General features: G+C 38.3%; 20 protein-coding genes. 6 read left to right on the top strand and 14 right to left on the bottom strand.

Going from position 1 to position 15,327, the window contains the following annotated elements; genetic code table 11:
- Window positions 1-4: 4 nt before the first annotated feature.
- Genes yhbY through LC455_RS12545 form a run of 4 tightly spaced genes read right to left on the bottom strand, consistent with a single transcriptional unit; the run spans window position 5 to window position 2,782 of the window.
- Complete coding sequence (gene yhbY, locus LC455_RS12560) at window positions 5-295, bottom strand: ribosome assembly RNA-binding protein YhbY (RefSeq protein WP_223591277.1); 291 nt, start codon at window positions 293-295, stop codon at window positions 5-7.
- A complete protein-coding gene (gene aroE / locus LC455_RS12555) occupies window positions 289-1,128 on the bottom strand; it encodes a shikimate dehydrogenase (RefSeq protein ID WP_223591276.1) in 840 nt (279 codons plus the stop codon). Before aroE ends, yhbY begins: the two co-directional genes overlap by 7 nt.
- Before the next feature lie 28 nt (window positions 1,129-1,156).
- A complete protein-coding gene (gene yqeH, locus LC455_RS12550; RefSeq protein ID WP_263297784.1) occupies window positions 1,157-2,239 on the bottom strand; it encodes a ribosome biogenesis GTPase YqeH in 1,083 nt (360 codons plus the stop codon).
- Between the two features lie 27 nt (window positions 2,240-2,266).
- Complete coding sequence (locus LC455_RS12545; protein WP_223591274.1) at window positions 2,267-2,782, bottom strand: YqeG family HAD IIIA-type phosphatase; 516 nt, start codon at window positions 2,780-2,782, stop codon at window positions 2,267-2,269.
- Window positions 2,783-3,199: 417 nt separating this feature from the next.
- On the opposite strand from LC455_RS12545, the gene LC455_RS12540 reads away from it, so the two are divergent.
- Window positions 3,200-3,340 (top strand): sporulation histidine kinase inhibitor Sda, encoded by a 141-nt coding sequence (locus tag LC455_RS12540; protein ID WP_223591272.1) that lies wholly within the window; start codon window positions 3,200-3,202, stop codon window positions 3,338-3,340.
- A 69-nt stretch (window positions 3,341-3,409) separates the two neighbouring features.
- Here LC455_RS12540 and LC455_RS12535 read toward each other — a convergent pair whose 3' ends face one another.
- Window positions 3,410-4,201, bottom strand: a complete 792-nt coding sequence (locus LC455_RS12535) for a phosphatidylserine decarboxylase (protein WP_223591270.1) — start codon at window positions 4,199-4,201, stop codon at window positions 3,410-3,412.
- Between the two features lie 131 nt (window positions 4,202-4,332).
- On the opposite strand from LC455_RS12535, the gene pssA reads away from it, so the two are divergent.
- Together pssA and sigK are read left to right on the top strand one after the other, a co-directional pair.
- On the top strand, window positions 4,333-4,875 hold the full coding sequence (gene pssA, locus LC455_RS12530; protein WP_223591269.1) for a CDP-diacylglycerol--serine O-phosphatidyltransferase: 543 nt from the start codon (window positions 4,333-4,335) through the stop codon (window positions 4,873-4,875).
- A gap of 155 nt (window positions 4,876-5,030) precedes the next feature.
- A complete protein-coding gene (gene sigK / locus LC455_RS12525) occupies window positions 5,031-5,747 on the top strand; it encodes an RNA polymerase sporulation sigma factor SigK (RefSeq protein ID WP_173058351.1) in 717 nt (238 codons plus the stop codon).
- A gap of 24 nt (window positions 5,748-5,771) precedes the next feature.
- Here sigK and LC455_RS12520 read toward each other — a convergent pair whose 3' ends face one another.
- Window positions 5,772-6,740, bottom strand: coding sequence for a F510_1955 family glycosylhydrolase (locus LC455_RS12520; RefSeq protein WP_223591268.1), 969 nt, complete (start codon window positions 6,738-6,740; stop codon window positions 5,772-5,774).
- 16 nt (window positions 6,741-6,756) lie between these two features.
- Window positions 6,757-7,434 carry a response regulator transcription factor gene (locus tag LC455_RS12515; protein WP_223591267.1) on the bottom strand — a complete coding sequence of 226 codons (678 nt, stop codon included), beginning with the start codon at window positions 7,432-7,434 and terminating at the stop codon, window positions 6,757-6,759.
- 159 nt (window positions 7,435-7,593) lie between these two features.
- On the opposite strand from LC455_RS12515, the gene LC455_RS12510 reads away from it, so the two are divergent.
- Window positions 7,594-7,749, top strand: coding sequence for a hypothetical protein (locus tag LC455_RS12510; protein ID WP_223591266.1), 156 nt, complete (start codon window positions 7,594-7,596; stop codon window positions 7,747-7,749).
- 120 nt (window positions 7,750-7,869) lie between these two features.
- Window positions 7,870-9,663, top strand: a complete 1,794-nt coding sequence (locus LC455_RS12505; protein ID WP_223591265.1) for a M3 family oligoendopeptidase — start codon at window positions 7,870-7,872, stop codon at window positions 9,661-9,663.
- 446 nt (window positions 9,664-10,109) lie between these two features.
- Here the strand turns inward: LC455_RS12505 and LC455_RS12500 are convergent, their stop codons facing one another.
- From LC455_RS12500 to mtnN, 6 genes are all read right to left on the bottom strand, one after another.
- Window positions 10,110-10,250 carry a YrzI family small protein gene (locus LC455_RS12500; RefSeq protein ID WP_223591264.1) on the bottom strand — a complete coding sequence of 47 codons (141 nt, stop codon included), beginning with the start codon at window positions 10,248-10,250 and terminating at the stop codon, window positions 10,110-10,112.
- 44 nt (window positions 10,251-10,294) lie between these two features.
- Window positions 10,295-10,435, bottom strand: a complete 141-nt coding sequence (locus LC455_RS12495) for a YrzI family small protein (RefSeq protein ID WP_223591262.1) — start codon at window positions 10,433-10,435, stop codon at window positions 10,295-10,297.
- A gap of 428 nt (window positions 10,436-10,863) precedes the next feature.
- Window positions 10,864-11,124 (bottom strand): YrhC family protein, encoded by a 261-nt coding sequence (locus LC455_RS12490; protein WP_223591260.1) that lies wholly within the window; start codon window positions 11,122-11,124, stop codon window positions 10,864-10,866.
- Between the two features lie 141 nt (window positions 11,125-11,265).
- Window positions 11,266-12,399, bottom strand: coding sequence for a bifunctional cystathionine gamma-lyase/homocysteine desulfhydrase (locus LC455_RS12485; RefSeq protein WP_223591258.1), 1,134 nt, complete (start codon window positions 12,397-12,399; stop codon window positions 11,266-11,268).
- Window positions 12,400-12,401: 2 nt separating this feature from the next.
- Entirely contained in the window at window positions 12,402-13,325 is a 924-nt protein-coding gene (locus LC455_RS12480; protein WP_223591256.1) for a PLP-dependent cysteine synthase family protein, read from the bottom strand.
- Between the two features lie 17 nt (window positions 13,326-13,342).
- Window positions 13,343-14,038 carry a 5'-methylthioadenosine/S-adenosylhomocysteine nucleosidase gene (gene mtnN, locus LC455_RS12475; RefSeq protein WP_223591648.1) on the bottom strand — a complete coding sequence of 232 codons (696 nt, stop codon included), beginning with the start codon at window positions 14,036-14,038 and terminating at the stop codon, window positions 13,343-13,345.
- A 333-nt stretch (window positions 14,039-14,371) separates the two neighbouring features.
- On the opposite strand from mtnN, the gene LC455_RS12470 reads away from it, so the two are divergent.
- Window positions 14,372-14,575 carry a DUF2536 family protein gene (locus LC455_RS12470; RefSeq protein ID WP_223591647.1) on the top strand — a complete coding sequence of 68 codons (204 nt, stop codon included), beginning with the start codon at window positions 14,372-14,374 and terminating at the stop codon, window positions 14,573-14,575.
- A 41-nt stretch (window positions 14,576-14,616) separates the two neighbouring features.
- Here the strand turns inward: LC455_RS12470 and LC455_RS12465 are convergent, their stop codons facing one another.
- Complete coding sequence (locus tag LC455_RS12465) at window positions 14,617-15,273, bottom strand: YrrS family protein (RefSeq protein WP_223591254.1); 657 nt, start codon at window positions 15,271-15,273, stop codon at window positions 14,617-14,619.
- Window positions 15,274-15,327: the final 54 nt, after the last annotated feature.

The raw sequence follows: 15,327 nt of genomic DNA, 5'->3' as shown, positions 1-15,327 counted from the left end.
CATTTTATGGAAGAGTAATTTGCTTCTTTTCCACTGATTCCTTGTAAAGGACAATTGTATTTCCGATAATTTGCACGATTTCCGCACCAGCACCCTCAGCTAACTGCTCGGCTACTATGTTTTTGTCTTCTTCACAGTTTTGCAAAACGCTCACTTTAAAAAGCTCTCTCGCTTCAAGAGCATCTGCAACCTGTTTAATCATATTTTCATTCACTCCGCCTTTTCCTACTTGAAAAATAGGGTCGAGGTGGTGTGCCTTTGAACGTAAGAATCTTTTTTGTTTACCTGTTAACATGTTTTTCCTCCTAGTTGGTTTAACACATTTTCCCGCATTCTTTCAGCATCAGGAAAAATCCCGGTCCATTTTTCAAAAGCAAGGGCTCCCTGAAAAACAAACATATCGATGCCGTTTTGGATGCTTGCTCCTTTTTCTTTTGCTTCCTGCAAAAATAGAGTCTCAAGCGGGTTGTATATTATATCACATACTAATGCTTGTTTCTTTATATTTGGCACGTTTACGGGTAATTCCGCAATTTTTGGTGACATTCCAATCGTCGTGGTTTGGATGATTAAATCATATTCCTCTAAGTTTCTGCTAGCCTCATCCAATGTATAGGCGCTCGATGCAGTGCTATATGGGCAAGCTTCAATAAGACCAGAGGCCTTTTCCACCGTACGATTTGCAATGTCTATTGCCAATGCTTTTTCCTTAGCTAAAGTAAAATAAATCCCTCTTGCAGCGCCGCCTGCTCCAATAACTAAGACTTTCTTTCCTTCTATTGAAGGCCTGTATAGCTCTAATCCCCTTAAGAATCCAGGTCCATCTGTATTGTATCCGATTAATTTGCCTCCATCATTGACAACCGTATTAACTGCTCCAATATTTAAAGCCAATTCCTCTACTTCATCGAGGAAGGGAATAATGGCGCTCTTATGCGGGACCGTTATATTAAATCCGCCCACCCCAAGTGCTTTCAATCCTTTAACAGCATCCTCCAAGTCATCATTCTTGACATGGAAAGGCAGATAATGAGCATCAATTTGATAATACGAAAATAAATCGTTATGCATAATGGGAGACATGGAATGTCCAATTGGATCCCCTAGTACAGCAAATAATTTTTTCATTTGTATCTCCTCATCCCACATTTTATCTTTAAATTAATGATTTTCGAATTAGCGTTTGAACTCCCTTAGGTACGTAAGCAACAACTTTTGCCCCCGGCTCATTCACCGTTATCCAGCCAAGCCCCGAAAATACAATGTCTGTCTTGGCATCTTTAATGATAAATTCCTGTTTAACAAGTTCAGGGAACGAACCCAGTTGCTCTTCACGAGGAGGGGTCAGCATTTCTCCGACATGCTTTTCATACAGCTCAGTGGCATTTTCCGTTTTGGTTCTGTGAATATTAATGTCATTGGAAACATAACAAACAAAAGATCTTCTTCCTCCGCTTACATAATCAAAACGGGCAAGTCCGCCAAAAAACAAGGTTTGGCCCTCATTTAATTGAAATACCTTTGGCTTTATTTCCTTTTTCGGTGTAATCACTTTTAAATCCTTTTTATCAACAAAATGAGCCATTTGATGATGATTGATGATTCCTGGTGTATCAATTATTGCTTTTTCATCATCTAAAGGAATTTCAATAATATCTAAAGTAGTTCCAGGAAAGTGAGAAGTGGTAATAACATCCGCCTCCCCTGTTACCTCTTTAATAATTCTATTAATAAACGTGGACTTACCAACATTTGTACAGCCAACAATATAAACGTCTTTACCATTACGTATATTATCGATTGCTGCTGCCGTTTCTTTAATATTCAAGCCTTTTGCAGCACTAACAAGGAAAACCTCCTCCGCCCTCAGGCCAAGTTCTCGGGCTTCTTGTTTCATCCAGTGAATTAATTTATTATGCTTAACCGATTTAGGTAATAAATCAACCTTATTTCCTACAAGCAGAACTTTGTTGCTTCCTACAAACCGGTGCAATCCAGGCAGCCAGCTGCCATTAAAATCAAATATGTCGACAATCATGACGATTAAAGCATCAGATTTACCAATTTCATTTAAAATCTTTAAAAAGTCATCGTCCGTTAAATCCACATCTTGAACTTCATTATAATGCTTTAAACGAAAACATCGTTGACATATAATGGTTTCCTTTTCCAAGGCGGAAGCAGGAGCAAATCCTATTTTCCCAGGATCTTCTGTTTGAACCTTCACACCGCATCCCATACATACATATTGTTGGTCAATCACAGCCTATTCCTCCCACTGAAGCATGCCTTTTTTGCGGAACCAATTCAAAATTCTTCGTTCTGCAAAGCGGTTAAATTTTGTAAAAAAGCCGTCTGTCTGCGCTACAGGAACAACCAGTATCGTATGGAACCCGCTTCGGTTTCCTCCAAGTACATCCGTTAATAATTGATCGCCAATAACCACTGTCTCTTCTTTTTTTAGCCCCATTTGTTGCAGGGCTTTGTGAAAAGCAGGTCCCATTGGCTTTTTAGCTCGAAAAATAAACGGGATATTGAGCGGATCGGAAAAAGCCTTTACTCTTTCTTCATTATTATTAGAAACAATTGTGACAAGAATATTTTGTTTTTTAATCTCATCAAACCATCTGATTAAGGCTGGAGTCGCATTGGGGCGGTCCCATTCCACTAATGTATTATCCAAATCCGTGATAATCCCTTTAACTCCGCGTCCTTTTAATTGTTGCGGTGATATATCAAGAATGCTTTTCACATGTTCATCGGGTAAAAATTGTTTTAACACTAAGCTTACACCTCATTGATTTTTAAATAGACTTCATGGCACTTCTCATCATAACCAATTTTAACCTTTGATACAAAGAATAAATGTCATGTTCTTATTGTTCATCAAAACACGCCAATACATGAGATTCAAAAATATGGTGAAATGATTAAAAATAAAAAATATTTTTCGACAAATTTCAGCAATCTCAGACTCTGTGGATAACGTTATTAACATTATACCCATTGAGTCAGTCCATTTTCCTCCCTCTATAAACAAATTAATCACAAGTTATCCACTGGATTATGTGGATAATTAGAACGATTGTTCTACAGGAATAAATTTGGTAGATTTAGGGTACACCAATTGAACGTACTATTTTATGTCTGCTAATCAGCAAATAGAACCTTAAAATTCAAATCGGAGGTGGATTCTGACGTGCGGAAACTGTCAGATGAATTATTAATCGAATCCTATTTTAAAGCAAGAGAACTAAAATTAAGTCAAGAATTTATTAATCTAATTGAATCCGAAATTCACCGACGTTCCTTATACAATAAAATCAAAATGACATCATAATGATCAAAACCTGCCCTAAGAGGGCTTTTTTTTTACGTAAAACAAATGCACATTATAGGTGCCGTCATTTTAGGACTCAATTTTCTTTAGAACCCCTATTCTTTCCCCGACCTTAATTTCCTTAGGAGTGTGAAGATTAGCGTCAACTTGGAAAATATCCTTTTCAAACAGCAAAACAACCGTAGATCCAAATGTGAAATACGCCATTTCAGCACCCTTTTCTAACTCAGATCCCTTATGCGTGGTCTCAATGGAATTAACAAACATCGCGCCAACCTTTACAATCGCCACATGACCAAAATCTGTTTTAACTTCCGTAATGACGCGGTAGTTTTTTGCAAGCGTTCGGACTCCGTATTTTAACCCCAATTTATTTACAGGATAGGATTTTGCACCAAGTGTCCATTGTTTTGTTACCGTTCCATTAACAGGGCTATGGATCCGGTGATAATGGCTTGGACTTAAATAAAGAATCATATATGTACCGTTTAAATATTTTGAAAGCAGGTCACGGTCCCCAAGCATCTCATCAATGGAGTAGGTCTTCTCTTTTACGATAATGTCACTTTTTTCATTGATGGGACCAACATCCTCAATGACAGCATCCACCGGGCTTGCTACGGAATCATGATCTTTATTAATAATCCTCGCTTCACTTTTCAAGGTTCTAATAAACAGATCATGAAGGGTTGGATATTCTGACAGTCCTTTATCCATTTCTTCTTGATTCAATTGATAGATTCTAGCGAAGGATGGTACGATAAACCGACTTGCACGCGAACGTGCAAAGCTCTTTAATATGCGGGATGTCCACCTGCCATTCGTTAATTCAATCAAAAGACGATACATAGTTTGCAACATTAAATGACCCCCAAATAGTGTAAAAATACTCTTTACGAAGAAGCATAAAACGCTTAGAATTAAATAATATAGAATTAACTCAAAAAATGGAATTCCCTTCTGGCTTTTTAAAAAAGGAGTGATGAGGAGAAATGTTTTTATTGGACGTTTTGGATCAAACCATCAAAAAGCTTAAATCCCAAACAGCCAATGTTATTACGTTAACAAATTTATCGTTGGGTGGGTTTGCAATTATTTTCGCACTTCATGCCAATAACCTGCGATTAAGCTTATTGCTTATTTTTATTGCAGCCTTGGCAGATCGTTTTGACGGCTTGATTGCAAGAAAGTTTAATATCGAATCAGAGCTCGGTAAACAATTGGATTCCATGAGTGATATTATATCATTTGGAGTGGCTCCTGCACTATTACTATACCAAGGAGTTTTGCATGAATTCGGTGGACCCGGCACATTTTTCACTGTATTTTATATTGGATGCGGCGCATTCAGACTTGCACGTTTTAATATTACCGAAAGCAATGGATATTTCACTGGTTTACCAATCACTGCAGCAGGATGCTTAGCAACCTTAAGCTTTTTGGCCATTAACTACGTACCATCCCAAACGTTCTTATTTATTATTATTATTCTATCCTTCCTAATGGTCAGCTCCTTTAAGCTTAAAAAAGTTTAATAATTCAGAAATGCAAAAATGACTTGCTTGGGCAATAGCCAAGCAGGTTATTTTTTTTAAACAATAAAATTTTCTGGACAGACACAATTTCCCGTTTTCTTCATAGGAATTAGTAATAGGCAGAAGCCCAAAAAAAGATACGGGGGTGGAAGTAGATGTCTGGTATCTTGACAGCTCTTGGCTACTTGGTTAAAGAGTTTTTGTTTCTTGTATCTTATGTGAAAAATAATGCCTTTCCTCAACCCCTATCTGCTGCAGAAGAAAGGAAATATCTACGATTAATGGCAGAAGGGGATTCGCATGCACGCAATATGTTAATTGAACATAATTTACGCTTAGTTGCCCACATTGTCAAAAAGTTCGAAAATACCGGTGAAGATTCGGAAGATTTAATCTCCATCGGAACAATCGGATTAATAAAAGCGATTGAAAGCTACTCAGAGGGTAAAGGAACAAAACTCGCCACCTACGCTGCACGATGTATTGAAAATGAAATTCTTATGCATTTGCGGGCGTTGAAGAAAACGAAAAAGGACGTTTCCCTGCATGACCCCATTGGCCAAGACAAAGAGGGGAATGAAATTTCCTTAATTGATGTATTGAAATCAGAATCAGAAGATGTCATTGATACAATCCAGTTAAATATGGAGCTAGAAAAAATAAAGAAATATATTGAAGTGCTTGATGATCGCGAAAAGGAAGTGATTATCGGACGCTTTGGCCTTGATTTGCAAAAGGAAAAAACACAGCGTGAGATAGCCAAAGAACTTGGAATTTCCCGAAGCTATGTCTCCAGAATCGAAAAGCGGGCATTAATGAAAATGTTTCATGAATTCTACCGGGCCGAGAAGGAAAGAAAGAAGAAAAATTAAAGACAAAGTTGAAAAAGAGCTGGGTTACTCCAGCTCTTTTTTACCGTCCTTTAATAACATGTTCCATGTTTTTCCACCATCTATAGATTGGTATAAATCATTTCTATACGTGGTGAAAGCGATTTGGTTTTGATTTTTTTGATTCACCGCTAAATAAGTAATTGGATTGTCATAATCAAGAAACGGAATCGCGATATTTGTTATGCCGCCAGTAGCAGCGTTCCAATTTTTCAAGAAAATTGAATTTTTTTCAACACTGGAAAATAAAATTGAATCACCGTTAAACGTAAGGGCTGTAACCATGAAAGGATCCGTTATTCGTTTCATCGTATTTCCATTGTCAGTAGAATAATAAATTCCTGATCTAGTTGACATCGCCATGATATTCCCGTTTGTTGGGTGCACCGCCATCATTCCCAGTGAATCCGCACCAAAATTTTGGAACGCACTTTTTTTCCAAGTTCGTCCGTTGTCTTTCGTATAATTGACGCCTTGGCTTAACTTATCATGCGGCTGTTCACTAATTACATAGATGGCATCCCCTGAAAAACTTGCCGCCATAAAATAAAAATCCGTATCACCATAGAATGCTAATTTTTTGAAGGATTTTCCTTTGTCACTACTTTGTACCAAACCAAGCGGGTCTTTAAGGCCTGTCCCCTTTTGCGGAATCCCACTTGATACAAAGCCTTTTTCAATTGCCTGAAAGCCAATATATTCATGGTTATTTGTGGTTGTTTTGTACCATGCTGAATCTTTCAACATTTTTAAACCATCATTAGAAGCAATATAAAGACTATTGTCATTTCCTGGAAAGCCAATTCCTCGTATATTTTCTAATTTAAATGATTTCGCTTCTACAATTTCAAATTTCGTTTTATTTACAGCCTCATTCTTTGGTACTGCATTTTTTTGCTCGTTTCCGCTGCAGCCGGCAAGAATTAATAAAATACCTGTTATAATAACTTGTAATACTTTCTTTTGAATCTTCACTTTTTTCCTCCTGATTCTAATCCCTATCCATCCACTTATACCCCAGTCCCCAGACTGTTGTCAAATATTCATCAACTGGAAAACCTGTTTTTCTTAATTTTTCTCTTAGATTCCGCACATGAGAATCAACTGTTCGGTCTTCTGTCGGTGCAGCATATCCCCAAATGGTAGTTAACAAGTGTTCACGGGTAAATACCTTATTTCGATTCTGCAAGAAAAGTCCCAAGATCGAAAATTCTTTAGGGGTAACGGGTACATTATTATCATGATAAGAAACTTCAAAGGAATCTTCATTTAAGGAAAGACCATTGAAGGCTACGCCCCCTTTTATTCCATTCTTTCTTCTTAATATGGCTTCAATCCTAGCGATTAGCTCCTCTTCATCAAATGGTTTAGAAACATAATCATCCGCACCCATTTTTAAGCCCTTAACCACATCGATTTTTTCACTTCGAGCGGTTAGCATGATAATGGGGATATCCCAATTTTTTCGTATCTCCAGGCATGCCTCCCAGCCATCCATTTCGGGCATCATTATATCCAATAAGATGAGATCTGCTTTTTCCTTCTCCAAATAATGAATCGCCTTTATAGCAGATGTCATTTTTATACATGTATATCCCTTTGGTTTTAAATAAAGGGAAAGTAAATCTAACATTCTTGCTTCATCGTCTATCAGTAGAATTTTTTTCAAATGCTGTCCCTCTCCCCGATTAAATCTAAAATAAATTATACTACAATTGAGTAAAAACAGATGTGAATTTGTTTGGACAAAAGTGGACATACACGTCTGCCTATACAAGCACGGGCTAGGGCACATACCCTATAGTAAAAGGATAAAGGGGGGAATTATATGCCATATGGTTATCCATACCCGCCTGCCTTTTACCCTGTACCATATCCTGTGCCATATCCTATCGGCGGTGGAGGATGGTATGCACTCTTTATCGTCATCTTGATTCTCGTTTTAATTTTCGGCGGCTGGTGGTATTATTCTCGGTTTTGTTAAGATTCTTTGGCTTATACAATTTTGTATAAGCCATTTTTGTTTCGAGAACCGGAAAATATAGAATCTTTCGAAAAATATATATTATAATGAAGAAGTACATATTCAAAGGGGGTACATTTGATGACAGCTGCTACATATTTAGATGTTTGGAATCTTGAAGTATTTTTTAAAGGAGGGAGTGCATCTCCTGAATTCGCAGACCACTTAAACCAAACCGCAGAATTAATTCAAATTTTCCAATCTAAAGTAAATAACTGGACACCACTTAATACTATGGAAGATCAAAAATATTTGCAGGAACTGTTGGAGGACTTCGAAAAAGCAGCTAAAAAACTCCGCCAGGCTGGCGCGTTTGTCGGATGCCTTCAAGCACAAAATACCGAAGATAAAAAAGCTTATAATCTTGAATCAAAAGTAACCAGTTTAAGCGCTGCCTTTCAAACAGCTCTAAGTGCTTTTGATAGTCTGCTTACATCCATAAAGGATGAAGTTTGGTCTCAGCTGCTTTCAGATGAGACATTAAACGAACTTTCATTTGTACTTTCGGAAAGACGTGAACGTGCCAAAGAGAGACTTTCTAAGGAAGAGGAAGCGTTAATCAGCGCACTTGGTGTTGACGGATATCACAGCTGGGGACAATTGTATGATTTAATTGTTGGAAAAATAAAAATTCCGGTTCAGGAGAATGGCCATGAGAAGCTTCTGTCTGTCGGCCAAGCGTTTAACAAATTTGCAAACCCGGACCGCAGCCTCCGAGCAACTGTTTTTAAAAATTGGGAAAAAGCATGGGGAGACCAGTCTGACTTTTTAGCGAAAACCCTTAATCACCTCTCCGGTTTTCGTTTAAATGTTTATCAAAAAAGAGGCTGGGAAGAAGTCTTAAAAGAACCGCTTAGCATTAACCGAATGGAAAAGGAAACCCTTGAGGCGATGTGGACGGTCATTTCTGAAAATAAACAAAAGCTTGTAACCTACTTAGAAAGAAAGGCTAAGCTTTTAGGTCTTAAAAAATTAAGCTGGTTTGATTTAGATGCTCCATTTGGGAAAACTGCCTCAAAACTTTCTTATCAAGAGGGAGCTGAATTTATTGAACAGAATTTCGCACTTTTTGGCGAGAAAATGGCCGCATTTGCGAAAAAGGCATTCGAGGAGCAATGGATTGAAGCAGAGGATCGGCCTGGAAAGGCACCTGGAGGATTCTGTACCTTCTTCCCTGAAAGTAATCAATCAAGGATCTTCATGACGTATTCAGGAACACCTTCTAATGTTTCCACACTCGCACACGAGCTGGGACACGGCTTCCATACATTTGCTATGAAAGGTGTTCAGCATCTTAACCGCAACTATGCAATGAACGTCGCCGAAACAGCGTCTACCTTTGCCGAGATGATTGTAGCCGATGCTGCGGTGAAGAACGCAAAGGATCCCGAGGAAAAACTCGTCCTGCTGGATGATAAAATTCAAAGAACGGTTGCGCTATTAATGAATATCCATGCCCGCTTCCTGTTTGAAACACGTTTTTATGAAGAAAGAAAACAAGGTCCAGTTGCAGTGGAAAGATTAAATGAATTAATGCTTGAGGCTCAAAAGGAAGCCTACTGCGAAGCACTGGAAGAATATCATCCATTATTCTGGGCATCGAAACTTCACTTCTTTATTACGGGTGTCCCGTTCTACAACTTCCCATATACCTTTGGTTACCTATTTTCACTCGGTATTTATGCACAGGCACTTGAGGAAGGAAAAGGATATGAAGAAAAGTATATTGCATTATTAAGAGATACAGCTTCGATGTCAGTAGAAGATCTGGCAAAGAAACATTTGCAGGTCGACTTAACAGAAAAGGACTTCTGGGAAAAAGCAGTCCAAATTTGTATGGATGATGTGGATGAGTTTTTAGAGCTAACCAAATAATTTGCATAATAAAAGCATCGGCCATAAATGATTGCGGCCGATGCTTTACTATTATTCAACACTTAATTCTGCTGAGATTACGCAGCCAATCGCCCCAGTAATGACCAAGGCCATCACAATCATGAACATATTCTCCACCCCTTAAAATAGTTCTGCCTTTTCTACTTTGAATTTATCATATTTTCACAGTACCTATCTTTATGAGATGTGAACATTTTGTTAATTAACAAAACCTGCTATTAGCATAATGAATGAACTATGATATCATTTTTTCTTTGATTTAAAAATTAGCGAAATTAATAAAATATGCAGCGGCATTATCGTTACCTCCTATTGTTAATCACAAAGCTAGGTGGTATCTTTCATACCCCATAAGCTTGCTCCTCTTCCTTGCATTAGAAAAATCATCGTTAAAACCACCTTTCTTTTCATGGATTTTTTAGTTCTTACATAAAACGGTGCATGGAGATTTGACGGTCTTTATTTTGTTCATACAGTTTTTCAACTAGTTCCTGATGAACCGCTTCTTCAAGAGTCACATTTCGTTTCTTTATTGTTATCGAGAAAAATAATATATTTAAGGTCATTTCATATCACTTCCTTTCATTATTAATTTAGGTGTTTCATAACATCACATTTCATGGTACATGGATATTTGACGATCTTTGTTTTGTTCATAAAGCTTTTTAACCATTTCCTGGTGGGCAGCTTCACGAAGATTCACTTGACGTTTTTTAATAGTAATGGAAAAGAATAAAATATTCAGGGTCATAATTAACCACCTCCTTTGATGATTTATTGCCAGCTCTTCAACACAATTTACAATTTATGCAAGACATATCCAATTGGCGAGTAAAAAGGGCACAAAAAGGCCGCAAGAAGTCAGCTCCCTGCGGCCGGTTTTTTTAGACACAAAAATACCGCAAGGCGTCATTCTCCCTGCGGCATGGATATGTATTGTCACAAAATGCTAAGCAATCCATTCCAGTCTGGTCGAATGCGTGTTATTCAAATATTTAGTTGATTTCGCGCAAATGTACGTTAACATCATTTTATTCGACCTCCCTTTTTGGAATTTTTTACTTACTACGGTAATTATATCCACACAAAGATACTTTGTAAACCATTTTAAACAAATTTTTTCAAAAATAAGGAAATGGCCCTTTTAACGCAAAAAAAGTGCCCCCAATTTGGGAACACTTACTTTTTCCTAAAATCATCATGTCCATCTTCTATCTCTAGAAGCTTTAATTGATATCTCTTTACTTGAATAAAGAATAAAATAGACGCAGCTAAGAATGAAATGGATGTATTGATCATAAAAGTTAAATCCGTCACAGTTTTTCCTGCATATGGAATAATCGCACCTAAATAGAAAAATACTCCGAAAGCAAATAAAGTCAGCGCAAACCGTTTGAAATCAGCTATCTTCTCAAAAAGACTTTTCGATTGCTGTTCCATTACCATCACCTGCTTCACTTAAAATCTACTAACCTACTTTACCACAGAAAACAGCGTTAAACAGTATGTAAATATTAGAAAAGGTGTCAGGCACCATGTGAAAATTTCACATGGTGCCTGACACCCATTGTAACGTTAATACTATTCTAATGCTTGTGACAGGTCCTCGATTAGGTCTTCTACGTCTTCGAGGCCAACTGAGATGCGGACTAGGCCATCGGTGATACCTAGTTCTGCTCTCCGTTCAGCTGGAATGGATGCATGTGTCATTCTTGCTGGAACGGAAATTAAACTTTCAACAGCACCTAAACTTTCTGCTAAAGTAAAATATTTTACTTTGCTTAACAGTTTATCCGCATTTTCCCCGCTTCCGACATCAAATGAAACCATTCCGCCAAAACCTCTGGCTTGTTTTTTAGCTATGTCATGATTTGGATGTGTTTCTATGCCTGGATAGAATACCTTTTTCACTTTAGAATGCCCTTGTAAAAACTCCACAAGTGCCTTTGTATTGGATTCAGTTTCTTCCATGCGGATACCTAATGTTTTGATCCCTCTGATTAACAGCCATGAATCCTGAGGCCCTAATACACCGCCAGTTGAGTTTTGAACAAAATGAAGGTCTTCAGCCAGCTTATCACTATTAACAACCACTAACCCTGCTACAACATCACTGTGTCCGCCAATGTATTTCGTAGCACTATGCAAGACAATGTCTGCTCCAAGTTCAAGTGGATTTTGCCAGTAAGGTGTTGAAAATGTATTATCTACAATCGTTAAAAGGTTATGTTCTTTAGCAAGCTTGGCAGCCGCTTCAATATCCGTGACTTTTAAAAGTGGGTTTGTCGGTGTTTCTAAATATACTGCTTTTGTGTTTGGGCGAATTTCACTCTTAATATTTTCTAAATTACTTGTATCAACAAAAGTGGAATCGATTCCGAAACGGTTCAAAACCTTAGTCATAACTCGGAATGTTCCTCCGTACACATCATCTGTAAGAATGACGTGGTCACCACTGTTTAACAGCATGATTACGGCTGTAATTGCTGCCATACCGGAGCCAAAAGCAAATCCTGCTTTGCCTCCTTCGATATCTTTAATCAGTTCTTCAAGAGCATTTCTCGTTGGATTGCCGGTTCTTGAATACTCAAAGCCTTTGTGGCCGCCGACACCTTCTTGCTTATACGTACTTACTTGGTAGATTGGAAACGATACAGCACCTGTTGCCGGGTCTTCGCTAATACCGCCATGAATTAACTTCGTTTTTCTTTTCAAAACTAAATGCCTCCCTCAAAAATTTTTTTACTTAAATATCGTTCGCTTCCATCGGGGAATATCACTACAATATTTGTTCCTTGCTTTGCTGTTTCCGCTTCTTTAAGCGCAGCGAATAAAGCCGCACCGGAAGAACTGCCAACCAGCAGGCCTTCTTTTGCAGCCAGTTCTTTTACAAGCTGAAAGGAATCAATGTCCATCACAGTATGAATGGCATCGAAGTATTCTGTATCCATAAATGGAGGCAAGAATTCCATCCCAATTCCCTCCGCTTTATGTGGTCCTGGTTTTCCGCCATTTAAAATTGAGCCTTCCGGTTCAACAATGACGGTCTTGATTTCTTTCTTCTTTTCTTTTAAGTAACGCGACGTCCCCATAAAGGTTCCGCCAGAGCCCGCTCCGGCGACAAATATATCAATCTGTCCGTCCAGTTGCTCCCATAATTCCGGCCCAAGTGTTTTATAGTAAGTATCAGGATTCGCTGGGTTAGCAAATTGCTGGGGACAAAAGGATCCTGGAATTTCCTCTAAAAGTTCCTGCGCCTTGGCTATAGCACCTTTTATTCCAAGTTCTGTTGGGGTATTTACAATCTTGGCACCAAGGGCCTTCATGATTTCCTGCTTTTCCATACTAAACTTTTCCGGAACACAAAAAATAACCTGTACTCCTTTGTTTATTGCCGCAAGTGCCACGCCAATACCTGTATTTCCGGCAGTCGGCTCGATAACTGTTCCACCTTGCTGCAGCTTTCCGGATTCGAATGCATCTCTTAAAAGTTCTAGACCAAGCCTATCTTTAACACTGCCTCCGGGGTTCATGAATTCCAGCTTCGCAAAAATGCGAACGCCTTCAGGCAATGGAAATTGAGTAATCTCGACAACTGGTGTGTGCCCAATTAATTCATGTACGTTCTTATAAACCTTCATTTTTACACCCCTGATTCCTATCTTAAAGCGGCCACCATTTTCATAACCAGCGTGGCAGAATTGGTTGCTGCTTTATCAATAAATTGATCAAATGAGATTTCCGACTCTTTACCAGCGATATCGGAAAGGGACCGAATAATCACAAAAGGAACACCAAAGCGATGAGCTACCTGGGCTATCGCCGCCGCTTCCATTTCCACTGCTTGAAGATCTTTAAACTTCTCTCGGATAAAATCTACTTTAGCTGGATCCTCCATGAAAGAGTCCCCCGTAGCAATTAAGCCTCTGACGGTTTGAAATCTGTCTAATTCTTTTGCGGCAGTTTCTGCTACCCCAATTAATTTATCATCAGCTTCAAAAGCAGCTGGAAGCTGAGGAACCTGGCCATACTCATATCCAAACGCTGTTACATCGACGTCATGATGGCGAACCTCAGTGGAAATGACAGCATCACCTACATTTAACGAAGGATTAAGTCCTCCTGCTGAACCGGTATTGATGATATAATCAGGCTTATATTTATCAAGCAGAATGGTCGTTGACATTGCTGCGTTCACCTTACCAATCCCCGAACGCAAAAGAATTACGTCTTCTCCATGCATTTTTCCAAACGTAAATTCACAGCCGGCAACAGTTTCCTGTGTTTGATCCGCGATATTATCTCTTAACAGAGTCACTTCTTCTTCCATTGCACCGATGATGGCAATTTTCATTTTTTTACCTCTTTCTAATTGTTTTACGCCTTCCATCCCCCAGACAAAATCGTTGAAGCGCGTAAAAGTAACGCTAAAACCGTTTTTCTTTAAAATATGTTCTAAAAAGGGAATTGTTGTATAATACTCCGATTCCAAATCCTTTGCCAGGTTATGAAAGCCATTATTTTTTGCTTCTACGATTGCATTATTATAATCTTCCTCAGATTCATACATCGTATCCGCGAACACTATTTTACCCCAATAGAAAGAAGTCTGCCATATAAAGCTTGCGCTTCCGTTTTTTTATTGAAATGTCTAAAATATAAATGAACAGAAAGGATGATTTATATGATGAATTTCCAGTTTGACCTCATTGAGGATAAAGTTGAATTTTATGAGGCCAATAACCTTAAAACATTACAAAAAAAGATTGAGGCACAAATAGAGGAAAATAAAGCGATTATGCTGGGAGTTCATTCGGTTTCCCATCAAATGCATGTAAATGAAAATGGACAAACCTATTTTTCTGCCGTCGTTCATTTTAAAAAGAAATAGGATGGTGCCAATAATTGGCCCATCCTTTTATATTTTTTTACTTATTGTGAAAGTTGTTCTACTTTTGTTGGCATCCAGCCTTGGCCTTCGACCCATTTAATATAAACTCTATACTTCTGTTTAGTGTCTTTGGATTCAATCGTTCCTACCGAGGCATTTTGCGTTGATTTATCTCTGCCTAGCCAATATACTGTCATATTACTTTTATCAATTCCAGTTGCATAGGACATTGCTGCTAGCATTTCCTGCCAATCTGCAGAATTTTGATCATATACCGGGGTATGTTCACCTGATTGGGTTGTGCCTACAGGCTCCCATGAAGGATTTTCAACTGATTGTGAAACATCTGATGAACTTCCGCCTTCCGTGACGACTGCCTGTGAGTCATCTGGCTGTTCATCTGTTGCAGCTTCCTCACTTTGATCCTCCGATTCAGTATCTGCATTCTTGGATGATGCATCATCTTCCTCTTTTGAAACATTCTCTTTTTTCTCTTTTACTTCCTTGTGCTTTTGTTCCGTATTTTGCGTTTCCTTTTTCGGCTCAGCGGCATTGTCATCGCCTGAAGCAAAAATATTATAGGCGACAAAAATGATTAACAGCAGTACAATGATAATTAAACTATTTAAGACGAGGTTCGTCTTTTTTCTTTTTGTACGGTTACCAAAGCGCGAATTTTGATTAAGTTCATTACTCAATTTGAATCACTCTCCCTAAAAATTAGGCTCTCAATATTCTAACATGATTTGATA

It is taken from the genome of Neobacillus bataviensis (genome assembly GCF_019969725.1).
This window is presented reverse-complemented; position numbering and strand designations above follow the sequence as displayed.